The sequence below is a fragment of the Bacillus cereus group sp. Bc061 genome (assembly GCF_027715825.1).
GTDB classification, from domain to species: domain Bacteria; phylum Bacillota; class Bacilli; order Bacillales; family Bacillaceae_G; genus Bacillus_A; species Bacillus_A paranthracis.
The window spans coordinates 314,547-327,039 of sequence record NZ_JAQFTZ010000004.1 but is presented as its reverse complement, the minus strand read 5'-3'; the positions used below and the strand labels follow the sequence as shown (position 1 = coordinate 327,039).

Sequence of the window (12,493 nt, the reverse complement as noted above, 5' to 3'; positions counted from 1 at the left end):
AACCAGAACAAGTAGAAGAAACGCCGAAACAAGAAGAAACAGGTGAAGGCGAGAAACTTGATCAGCTGGAAGAAGCAGGAGAAAAGCAACCAGAACAAGTAGAAGAAACGCTGAAGCAAGAAGAAACAGATGAAGACAAGAAACTTGAACAGGCGGAAGAAGCAGGAGAAAAGAACCCAGAGCAAGTAGAAGAAATGCCAAAGCAAGAAGGAACAGATGGAGAAAACCAACTTGATCAGGCAGGAGAAACAACAGAAGAAACTGGAGAAGAGAAACCAGAGCAAGTAGAAGAAATGCCAAAGCAAGAAGGAACAGATGGAGAAAACCAACTTGATCAGGCAGGAGAAACAACAGAAGAAACTGGAGAAGAGAAACCAGAGCAAGTAGAAGAAATGCCAAAGCAAGAAGGAACAGATGGAGAAAACCAACTTGATCAGGCAGGAGAAACAACAGAAGAAACTGGAGAAGAGAAACCAGAACAAGTAGAAGAAATGCCGAAGCAAGAAGAAACGGGTGAAGACAAGAAACTTGATCAGACGGAAGAACCATCGGAACAAGAAGTGCAAGAGGATGAGAACCCCCCTGAGACAAGAGAGAATATAGAAGGAACTGATTCGTCGGAAGGTCCAGGAGAAGAAGAAACTGTAAAAAAAGAGTTTGAGCCGAGAAGTGAGACAGAAGAAGAATCGGGATTCGATTTAGATGAATTGTTTGATCAGAAAAAGAAAGAGATAGATCAACGAACGATTGGACAAATTTTAAAAGAAAGAAAAGATGCTTGGAGAGAAGCTGGCTATGGTGATAGTTTTAAAGAAATGTGGAAGAATGCCATACAAGCACAAATCGATGCGGCAAAAGAAGGTCCGAAAGCGTGGTTGAAATATAACAAAGAAGAGTTTAGTAAAGAGATAAAGCATGTGTATGAAGATGGAATGAAGTTAGCGAATAAAGTAATTGAAAATAATAAAATACTAGGTCCTATAAAAGAAGTACTGGAAGAGCGGAATAAAAAATGGAATGAAGCTGGCGAAGGAAAATACACATTAAAAAGTAGTATTGAGGCGCAAATAGAAGCAGCAAAACAAGGGCCAAAAGCATGGTGGGAGTACAATAAGAAAGAGTTTAGTAAAGAGATAAAAACTGCGTATGAAGATTGTGCAAAAATGGCGGATAAAATTACCGACAATTATCAAACGTTAAAAAATATAAAAGTGTCACTGGAAGAGCGTCATCAAAAACGGATAGAAGATGGTGAAGGCGCAACGTTATTAGAAATGTGTAAAAATAGCGTGAGGGCACAAATAGATGCGGCAAAAGAAGGTAGATTGTGGGAATATAACAAAGAAGAGTTTCGTAAAGAAATAAAAAATGTGTATGAAGACGGCGTGAAAATAGCAGATAAAATTACTGATACTTATAAGGTAATAGCAAATGCAAAAGTATCATTGAGAGAGAGACATGAAAAGCGAATAGAAGATGGCGAGGGCGCAACGCTATTGGAAATGTGTAAAAATAGTGTAAGAGCACAAATAGATGCAGCAAAAGAAGGTAGATTGTGGGAATATAACAAAGAAGAGTTTCGTAAAGAAATAAAAAATGTGTATGAAGATAGTATGAAAGTAGCAAATAAAATGATAGAAGGTAATAAAATACTATTTTCTATAAAAGAGGTTGTCATAGAACGCGAGAAAATATGGAGCGAGTCTGGAGACGAAAAGTACACATTGAAAGGTAGTATTAAAGCACAAATAGAAGCGATAAAGCAAGGGCCGGCAGAATGGTTTAAATATAATAAAGAAGAGTTTAGTAGAGAAATAAAAACAGTTTATGAAGATAGTATGAAAGTAGCGGATAAAATCATTGATAAGTATAAGCCGTTAGCTGATGCAAGAGATGTTTTGGAAGCACGTGATAAAAAATGGAGAGAAGCTGGTGAAGCAAATACGATAATAAGTAGTTTTAAGGCGCAGCTAGAGGCAGCTAATAAGAGTCCAAAAGCATGGTGGGATTATAATATAAAAGGTATTCAGAGAGAAACGAGACATCTGTTTGAAGATGGAAGAATGTATCTTATCAAATATATGGACACACCAGGGTTATTTGATGAAGTGGATGATAAGGATTCTGAGAAAAAAGATCATACAAAAAAGGTTAGAGAAATAGAAAGAGAGGGGATAGAGAATCAAGTAGAGAAGGATGATTCAATTAAGTATGAAGAGGAGCTTCCACCATCTTTCTTCGATCAAATGAGTGCTGAAATTGAAAGTGTTAAGGAGACCGATTATAAAAAATTGGTAGCAGAACTACGTGAAGAAATTAGTTTGGAGGCGGCTAGAAGGAAAGAAGAAGAAGATTTAAAGAAGGACAGTAAACAAGAAGTTAGGGATACATTGATTGATTCGGCGGCGGAAGCTTATGTGAAAGAAGATATTGTAGAAGAAGTGTTACAAGTGGAGACAGATACAACATTTGGAGAAACATTTATTGATAATCTTGGAGAGAAAATATCTAGTAAATTATACTTAGATGGCTGGGAAGATGTTGAAAAGCAATTTACAGAGGCGACGCCGGGGTTACTGTCAACGGAGACAGAGAATACGATAAATGAGTTTGCCGAAGAAATACAAGAAGTAAAAGTTGATGCAGACGTAAGTGACCTTATGGAATCGCTGCAAGGAAATAATAGTATACTCGCAGAATCGGTAGACCATTATGTGAAAGGTAAACTTGGTGTAGATGAAATTCCCGAAGAAATAAGTGAAACATTACAAGAGAAAATAGAAGAAGTTATAGACGAATTTGCAAGTGAAGTAACGGAATGGTTGTTAGGAGAAATTGTTCCATTTCTTCGTCACGTTCGTACACGTGTTGAGGAAGGAAAAGCAAATGGTGAAGGAGATACATTTGTAGAACAATGGAAAAATGCCATGGCACATTATAAGGAATTAATTAGAAGGAAAGAATTTACGAGAGAATTTGCGAAAGGGCTGGGAGAAGAAGCTAAAAATGTGGGGCGTCACGTTACGTATGCTACGATTGCTATCCCTCTCCTGACTATTAAATTAGGAAAACTGTTGTATAAGCGAAAAAGATAGTAGTTTAATAAAATATTTATGAGGTGGATAACATGTCAACATTAAAAACAATAAAAGAGAATTTAATACAATCTGTAATTGCATCGGTATTAGCGGTGATTTCGGAAAAAGGATTAAAGCCAGTAGAAGAGTTGAAGATAGATGGATCACCTGTTGCATACACTGGGGATGTAGGGATGTTCATTTCGGCTCTTATTGAATTACATGATATTTTCGAGTTGAACTTTGAAATGGACTTGAACGAAGTTGGGACTAAGTTTCCAACAATTGAATCGCTTGTTGAGTACTTTATGATTCGCATTGTAGATGAAAAAATTTAATGTATTTGTAGTTAAGGTGGCTTGTAGCGTACTTGCTAAAGCCGCCATATTTTTATATTAGAAAATATTTTATGATTTTTCTGAAAAAACATAACAAAAATGGTTGTAGAAGGTATAAAATATACATAAAATGATGTAGTTAAATTAAGGGAAATTTTCATTGACGGAACTTTTTTAACTATTTATTATAATTAATGAGTCGTGCTTATGGCAAATTTGTGAAAAAAATGTTAGATTTATCTTATTTGTTATAACAATATGTAGTGAAAAAAGGATATTGAGGAGCTGATTAGGTGATTATTGGTATCGATTTAGGAACAACCAACTCGGCGGTGGCATACATAGATGATAGTGGAAACCCAACAATTCTGCCAAACCGTGAGGGAGAAAGAGTTACTCCATCAGTTATATTTTTTGAAGATGGATCACCTGTTATAGGTTCAACTGCAAAAAGTATTTCTGTATCAGACCCAACAAATACTGTTCAATTTGTGAAGAGACAGATGGGAAATGCAAGTTATAAATTCCCGATAGGTGGAGAGGTATTTACACCTGAGGATCTTTCGGCTCTTATTTTAAAACGTTTAAAAGAAGATGCAGAAGAAGCAATAGGCGCTAAAGTGACGAAAGCTGTTATTACAGTACCAGCATATTTCGATGATGCGCAAAGAAAAGCAACGCAAGATGCTGGGACAATTGCTGGCTTACAAGTACTTAAGGTAATTAACGAACCGACGGCTGCTGCATTAGCATATGGTTTAGCGAATCGTGAGCAAAAGCAGAATGTAATGGTGTACGATTTAGGCGGAGGTACGTTTGACGTGACGCTGATACAACTAAATCAAGATGAAGTAATTGTTAAGGCTACTGGGGGAGATCGTAACTTAGGCGGTTTCGATTTTGATAACAAAATCTTTGAATTAGTAGAGCAGAAATTTGAAGAAGAGCATGGATTAGATTTATATGATGATTTAAATGCAGTACAAGATTTACGTGAGAAAGCTGAAGCTTGTAAAAAAATGCTATCATCTCGTAAAAAATCGGTTATTACACTTTCATCTCAAGGGCGTACAGTAAAAGTTGAAGTGACAAAAGAAAAATTTGATGAGCTTCTTTCACCTCTTTTAAGTCGTACTGCTTTAATTATGAAGAATGTTTTAATAGATGCTGATTTAGCTTGGGAAGATATTGATAAGATTGTACTTGTTGGCGGCTCGACAAGGGTTCCAGCTGTTTCAGATTTAATTGAACGTACAACAGGAATTAAGCCTTCAAAAGATGTTAACCCTGATGAAGTAGTTGCATTAGGAGCTGCTATTCAAGGAAGTTTATTACAAGTAGATAATGAAGCGTCTAACAATGCAGAAGAGTTTAAACCGAAAACGAGAGTAGTAGATGTAAACTCGCATAGTTTAGGGATTTTAATTCATGATAATAACACTGGTGGATACATTAACGAAAAAATTATTGTTCGAAATACACCAATTCCAGCTAGTGAAGAAGCTGTGTTTTATACAGTTAATGAGGGGCAAACATCTCTTCACGTTCAAGTAACAGAAGGGGAAGACAGTGACCCTGATTTTGTAAAAATTATCGGTGAATCGATTCTAGATTTAAGAGGACCAAAACCACAAGGATACCCAGTTCGTTTCATTTTTACATATGATGAAAATGGCGTTGTACACGTTTATGGAAAAGATGAAAATACTGGTCAACATTTAGGTGAAATGCAAATTGAAAGAAAATCAAATTTAACAGAAGCAGCAATTGAACAAAAAGCTGAAAAATTAGCAGGAATTTCAGTAGAATAACGATTTTTTTTGATGTATTTTATACGGATAGGGGTGTTTAACCTTTGGAGAATTATTATGAATTGCTGCAGGTCGATCCAAATATTGGAGCAAGTGAGCTGAAAGAGAAGTTAACTGAGGCGCAGCGAAAATGGTTAGGGAGAACAAATGCACCTGATTTAAAGCGTAGACAGGAAGCAGAACGAAAAGTTGAGATTCTTGCTGAAGCTGAGGTAATCCTTTTGGATGAAGCGAAGAGAAGTGAGTATAACCGTATGCTAGAAGGTTCTAAATCTGAAGTGAATACGAATCAACAAGAACAGTTTAATAATACAACAGAATCTACTGCGCAAGAATTAATAGATTATGCATGGAGCCTATTAGAAGAAGGCAGAATTGCAGATGCAATTGTTGTAGGGAAAAAGGTCACTGAAGATTATGGAGCTAACGCACACGGATGGGCGATATTAGCGAGAGCGCATTATATGTGGAATGAGTATGATGATGCGATTTATGAGTATAGAAAAGCGATGGATATCGAAACGAATAATGATGTATTCTATTATGATTTATCTGATGTATATTTCGATCATCCGAAATTAAGCTTTGAAGAGCGATTAGATCATGTTGAAAGATTAACTCAACAAGCATTAAGCATTAACCCGAACGAGCGAGCATATCGTTTCAGAATGGCAGTAATCGCAAGATATAGAGATAATTATGATCAAGCGATTGATATTTTACATCAATTAATTGAAACATATGGGAAAGACCCGAGTTTAGGTAATGAATTAGCTTATAATTACTATTATAAGTGTTTATCGATGCTATATGCTCAAGAGAGTAATGGTGAGACTTATTATAGCTATATTTCTCAAGAGAGCGCTGAACAAGGACTAATCTTATTAAGAGAAGCTAAGATTTATGCGACAGATAGAGATTTACTTGGATTCATTCAAAGATTTATTGATTTAGGTGAAAAAGCATTACAAACAAAGTTCCTTGTAGGACGTTTTGTTGGTTTAGGATTTATTCCAGCAATATGGTTCTTAAATGCACTATTTTCTTTCTCATTTATTAGTTTAGTAATTAGTGGAGCTTTGCTTTATTTTGTTTGGAAAATTAGTAGAATTCCAGGTTGGCTTGATAATAAAGAAGTTCATACGGGCCAAAGAGAGAAGCGAAATCGAAGTATTTTAACCGCCATATCGGTTGTATTTGGTAAAAGATGATGAAACAATTTGAAAACTCCTATATAGGAGTTTTCTTTATTCATAAATCTTTAATTGTTTTATAGGAGGGATACAATGTCAACGACAAATTTATATAACAAAGAAGAGTTTTTGGCTTTTAAATCATTATTTGAAGCAAATGTCCATTCAGGAGAATTGTCAAAAGCATTGACTCAAATTGAGGGATTACTTGCGAGATATCCTGATCATCCAGGGTTATTTTATTTAGCCGGATTATTATTTTTACATAATCGAAATTATGATAAGGCAAAAATGTATTTTGAAAAAGCGTTATCATTAGACGAGAGCAATAGTGAATACATGGTGTATTTAGGGATAACTTACGTAGAATTGAATGAGCTTAATCAAGCAGAAACATTGCTTCTAAGTGCATATAATTTAGGTGAAGCAGATATAACTACGTTAATGGGGTTAGGAAAATTATATTTAAAACAGGAAAACTACGAGAAATCTAGATTTTACTTCAATAAAGTTTTAAGTCAAGATGCATCGCACCATGAAGCAAATTTTAGAATTGGACAAGCTTATCTATTTGAAAAAAAACAAGTGCAACAAGCAATTACATATTTTGAACAGGCGTTGAAAAGCGGAAAGAGTGAAGAGTTAGAGTATTACTATGCGAAAGCTCTTTTACAGTCAGAAATGGAAGCACAATGTATAAAGTGTTGTAAGAAATTTTTGATGAGAAATCCGAATTCCTCGTGGGCTGATCGATTCCGTGAGTTAATGCTACATGCTCAAGGTGTAAATATGAAGCAACCTCCTAAAGAGGAATATAAGCAGCAAAGAAGAAGAGACCCGAATTATGATTCCAATACGGAGGAGCAAAATCGTAACAACGAAATCGATAAGTATAAAAGGGTATTTGAAGATGGGAAAAAACGTTTAAATAGCTATATACTCGGTCAGGAAGAGTTTATCGATCAGTTATGTACGGGTTATATGAGAAGCTTTATTTACGAACGTCCAGATGCGAACTTAAAAAATGTTATTTTTGTCTCTGGTCGAAAAGGTACAGGTATATATAAATCCGTAAAATATTTAACAGCGATTATGAATGAGTATGATTTATATGAAAAACCAGATGTACACTATATCGATATTAGCAATTCGCTTGGAGCGTCAGATATTGAAAGTACTTTTTTATCAGATGTATATAGAGGAATCAGGTCTAAGTCAGATGTACTGTACTTTGATAATGTGGACAAATGTCCGCCTGATTTAATTTCTAAGTTATCAGAATTAATTATGGATGGAAAAATTAAGTTGAAGGATCGCTATGTTTATAATGGAAATTGGCAAGCGCTCGAAAAAACATATAGCAGTTTAGCGGAGAAAAGCATTGATTCGATTCAAATAGAAAATAAGTTAATTATTTTATCTACCGAAAAAGATTTGAAAGATATTCGTACAATGTTTCCGGCCACAGTATTAGAGAAAATAATAGATTATCCGCAAACGTCTGTATTACCGCCCCGTACTTTAATAAAAATATCAGATCGCTATTTGAAAAAATATCAAAAACGTATTCATACGAAATTACAAGTGAATATGAATTACACTCATGGTGTATCTGACTTTATTGTTGAGAAAGCCAATTTAGCAATGGGTGTACACGGAATTAAGAATTATATAGAAGATGATATTTATCAATCTATCACTAATTTACGCATATCAGGAAAAGTAGAACCAGGCATCATTTATCAGCTTACAGCATCAGATGAATTATATTTAGATGATGGTGTGGAGAAAATACAAGTTACTCGTAAAAAAGCAGGAGCAGAAAATTTAGAAAATATTAAAAAAGAATTTGAAAAAGTTATTGGTTTAAATGCAGTGAAAGAAAGAGTTTTTCAGCTGGAAGAGTTTTTGGCACTGCAAAAGATTAGACAATCTCGCGGGTCGAAACAAACGCGTTTAACGATGAATTTTATCTTTACAGGAAACCCAGGTACGGGTAAGACTACTATCGCACGATTAGTATCGAAATACTTAAAGGCTTTAGGTTATTTATCAAGCGGTCATTTAGTGGAAGTAGATCGATCTCGTTTAGTCGGTCAATATATAGGACATACAGCGCCAAAAACACAAGCTGTGATTGATTCTGCAAAAGGCGGGGTTTTATTTATCGACGAAGCATATTCCTTAGCTAGAGGTGGAGGAAATGATTTTGGGAAAGAAGCCATTGACACTATAGTTAAAGGAATGGAAGACCTTAGAGAAGATTTAGTTGTAATTCTTGCTGGATATAAGGATGAAATGGACGATTTTTTAAAGACAAATCCAGGCCTGCAATCTAGATTTAATAATCATATAGATTTTCCGGATTATACATCTGAAGAACTTTTCATGATTTCTGAAAAAATTGTAGAAAGTGAAGGGTTTACGATTGAAGATGATTTGAAAGATGAATTGATTGAAGAATTTACGAGAAAACAAATACCCGGAAAAAATGATTCTGGAAATGGACGCTTGGCAAGAAATATTGTTGAGAAAGCTATAGCAGAGCAATCAGTTCGACTTAAAGGTTCTGGTGGAGCTTTAAAACTTTTAAGTGATGAAGAAATAAATATGTTAACGAAAGAAGATTTTGGATTAGGTGCCGAAAATACATTTGACTTAAATGCTGAATTAGATAAAATTATTGGCCTCGATCAGGTGAAAGAATTTATGAGGGAGATGGAACTTCAGCTTGTAGCGCAAAAGAAAAGGAAGACTGCTGGATTACACTCTACGATGAATCAAAGCTTGAATATGATCTTTACTGGTAACCCTGGAACTGGTAAAACAACTGTCGCTAGATTATTAGGGACAATGATGAAAGAGATGGGAATTTTAAAATCAGGACACTTTGTTGAAGTTGATCGTGGTGGGCTTGTTGGGAGATATGTAGGAGAAACAGCGCCGAAAACAACTGACAAATTTATGTCTGCTTTAGGTGGTATTTTATTTATAGATGAAGCGTATGCGTTAGCTACTGATAGTTATGGAAAAGAAGCGATTGATACAATTGTAAAACTTATGGAAGATCATCGAGAGAATATAATCGTTATACTAGCTGGGTATGAGAAGGAAATGAAAGAATTCCTCAAAACAAATTCAGGTCTGAAATCTCGATTCCCTTTAAATGTTGACTTCAAAGATTACTCTCTACAGGAGCTTGTTGCGATTGGAGAAAGTATGATTAAAGGAAGAGAATTCATTTTAACAGAAGGGGCAAGAGAGGCTTTAGTGGAAAGAGTAGAATCTGAAATGCAGCTATCTTCTGCAGAATCAGGAAACGGAAGAATGATTAGAAATATTGTGGAGGAAGGGATCCGTAGACAGTCAGCACGAATTAGTAAAAGTGAATGCGAATATACGGATTCTACAGAACTTATTACTTTCAAAGCACCAGATTTTCTCGTAGATACAAGAGATAAAGAATTTGATTTAGAAAAAGAACTAGAAACGATTGTTGGATTAACGGAAATAAAAGATTTCGTCCGTTCATTAGAAAAACAGCTAATTGCCCAGCAACTTCGCCAAAGCGTTGGGATTAGGCAGAAGTCTTCTCAAAATTTAAATATGATTTTCACTGGTAATCCGGGGACAGGAAAAACGACTGTAGCTCGTGTAGTTGGTGATTTACTAAAGAGAATGGGTGTTTTAAAAAGCGGTAAATTGGTTGAGGTGGATAAGAGTAATCTTATTTCCCCTTACGCTGGTCAAACGCCTGAGAAGGTAAGAGAAGTATTTATGTCTGCGCTTGGTGGAGTACTGTTTATAGATGAAGCATATGCGTTGAGTACTGATAATGTTGGTAAAGAAGCGATTGATACGTTAGTGAAACTAGTGGAAGATCATCGAGATAGCGTTATCGTTATACTAGCTGGATACGAGAAAGAAATGAGGGACTTTTTACAAGCTAACTCAGGTCTGAAATCTCGATTCCCGAACGATGTATATTTCCAGGATTATTCGGTTGCTGAATTAGTAGAGATTGCAAAGGTAACGACAGAAAAAGAAGGACTGGTATTAGCAGAGGAGTCAATTGCACCGTTGTCGAAAGTGCTTGCAAGAGAGGTAAAACGCTTGAAAGCCGATGCAGGAAATGGAAGATTGGTACGAAATGTGATTGAGAAAGCTAAGAGAGAGTTAGATAATCGGATTGTAAATGAAGGCATTCTAGATGGAAATGAAATGGTTACCTTGCTTCCTGAAGATTTTGAGAAGGAACAAAATAATGCAACTGCAGAATTCCAATTAGAAGAACATTTACAGAAAATTATTGGATTGAATGAAGTGAAAGACTTTATGAGAAGTTTACAAGATCAAATTCGAATTACACAAACAAGGAAAAACTTAGGTTTGCCAGTAGATGAAGGATCTGCATTACATATGATCTTCACTGGTAATCCAGGAACAGGAAAAACGACTGTAGCAAGAGTTGTGGCAGAGTTACTGTATCATCTAGGAATTCTCTCTTCTAATAAGGTAATTGAAGTAGATCGTTCTGGTCTTGTTGCTGGATATGTAGGTCAAACGGCTATAAAAACAAAAGAAGTGATTCAATCGGCCCTTGGTGGAGTGCTATTTATTGATGAAGCTTACGCTCTAGCTAAAGATGTAAATACTAGCCATGGTTTTGGGAAGGAAGCGATTGATACGTTATTAAAAGCGATGGAAGACCATCGTGAAGATTTAATCGTAATTCTTGCGGGGTATACGGATGAAATGGAAGGGTTTTTAAATACAAATCCAGGACTGAGGTCGCGTATTCCAAATAGAATTGAATTTAAAGATTATAGTGTTGATGAGCTACTGCAAATGGGAGAGAAAATGTTTAAAGAGAACGGATATGAGTTAACAGAGGCTGCTTATGAGAAACTTCGAGCGAAGGCTGAAATAGCTCGAACAGCAGAACAGTTTGGTAACGGAAGGTACGTACGTAATGTATATGAGGAAACAAAACGAAATCAAGCAGTACGTTTACGAGGTGTAAATTTAACTCGTGACAATTTAATGAAAATCGAAGAAACTGATATTAAGTAAAAAGCTTGGGCCTAAGCCCAAGCTTTTTTTAATTCATTATTTCTTTTCGTCTTTCTTAGCGTCAGCTTTTTGCTCTTTGAAAAGATCTTTCAAATCTTTATCATCAACTTTTACGTCAGCTTTTTTGATTTCTTTCATCATAAGATCGTTCATGAATTCGCCGTCTTGTGATTTCTTCTGAACGATTTCTTTTTTGATGTCAGCTTTAGATTGTTCGAATGATTTTTCTGGCTCTTTAATGTCTGTTACTTTAATGATGTGGTAACCGAATTGTGATTTCACGGGTTCGCTTACTTCATCTTTTTTCAGCTTGTAAGCAGCCTCTTCGAATTCTTTAACCATTTTGCCAGGTCCGAAGAATCCTAAGTCGCCACCTTTTTCTTTTGAACCAGTATCTTCAGAGTATTGTTTCGCTAACTCTTCGAAAGATTTACCTTGTCCAAGTTCTTCTTTTACCTTTTTCGCAGTTGCTTCATCTTTTACAAGAATGTGGCTTGCTTTAATTTCAGGCTTGTAGTTGTCTTTTAATTCTTTATCAGTGATTGTTTTCTCGATAGCCTTTTCTTGCGCTAATTGAGCACGCACACCATTTTTTATAGTTTCTTCTTTAATACCTTGTTGTTTTAATAGTGTATCGAATTGATCACCGTATTGTTTTTTCATTTCATCGAACTTTTTGTCTACATCTTTGTCTTCAACTTTGTAGTTTTTAATAAGTACTTTTTCCATAACCATGTTGTTTAGTACTTGTTTACCATATTGTTGTTTCATTTGCGTGTAGAAATCTTCTTTTGTAATGTCACCAGCTTTAGAAGTAACAACTTTGTCTGATGATGATGTTCCACATGCTGATAATGCGATTACACTTGTTGCGGCTAAGGCAAGCATAGCTTTCTTCATTCGATAAACACTCCTACTATTATGTATTTTTAATTTATCCTACACCAATGAATTTTAGTTCATAAGAGCCCGATTAAGTCTCACTGATACTTTTGCTTTGT

Annotated in this window: 5 protein-coding genes and 1 pseudogene; 5 read left to right on the top strand and 1 reads right to left on the bottom strand. The window is 35.5% G+C overall.

What is annotated here, in order from left to right; translation table 11 throughout:
• From PDQ40_RS17880 to PDQ40_RS17860, 5 genes and pseudogenes are all read left to right on the top strand, one after another.
• A pseudogene (locus PDQ40_RS17880) lies at nt 1-3,095 on the top strand (hypothetical protein); the annotation flags it as partial.
• Between the two features lie 32 nt (nt 3,096-3,127).
• Nucleotides 3,128-3,415 (top strand): hypothetical protein, encoded by a 288-nt coding sequence (locus PDQ40_RS17875; RefSeq protein WP_000105691.1) that lies wholly within the window; start codon nt 3,128-3,130, stop codon nt 3,413-3,415.
• A gap of 293 nt (nt 3,416-3,708) precedes the next feature.
• A complete protein-coding gene (locus PDQ40_RS17870) occupies nt 3,709-5,226 on the top strand; it encodes an Hsp70 family protein (RefSeq protein WP_270691551.1) in 1,518 nt (505 codons plus the stop codon).
• 44 nt (nt 5,227-5,270) lie between these two features.
• Nucleotides 5,271-6,437, top strand: a complete 1,167-nt coding sequence (locus PDQ40_RS17865; protein ID WP_000433039.1) for a tetratricopeptide repeat protein — start codon at nt 5,271-5,273, stop codon at nt 6,435-6,437.
• A gap of 75 nt (nt 6,438-6,512) precedes the next feature.
• Nucleotides 6,513-11,492 carry an AAA family ATPase gene (locus PDQ40_RS17860; protein WP_270691550.1) on the top strand — a complete coding sequence of 1,660 codons (4,980 nt, stop codon included), beginning with the start codon at nt 6,513-6,515 and terminating at the stop codon, nt 11,490-11,492.
• A 36-nt stretch (nt 11,493-11,528) separates the two neighbouring features.
• Here PDQ40_RS17860 and prsA read toward each other — a convergent pair whose 3' ends face one another.
• Nucleotides 11,529-12,392 carry a peptidylprolyl isomerase PrsA gene (prsA, locus tag PDQ40_RS17855; RefSeq protein WP_000710082.1) on the bottom strand — a complete coding sequence of 288 codons (864 nt, stop codon included), beginning with the start codon at nt 12,390-12,392 and terminating at the stop codon, nt 11,529-11,531.
• Nucleotides 12,393-12,493: the final 101 nt, after the last annotated feature.

Coding starts and splice junctions, on each gene's coding strand:
- PDQ40_RS17875 (WP_000105691.1), top strand. CDS start 3,128: ATGTCAACATTAAAAACAATAAAAGAGAATTTAATACAATCTGTAATT.
- PDQ40_RS17860 (WP_270691550.1), top strand. CDS start 6,513: ATGTCAACGACAAATTTATATAACAAAGAAGAGTTTTTGGCTTTTAAA.
- prsA (WP_000710082.1), bottom strand. CDS start 12,392: ATGAAGAAAGCTATGCTTGCCTTAGCCGCAACAAGTGTAATCGCATTA.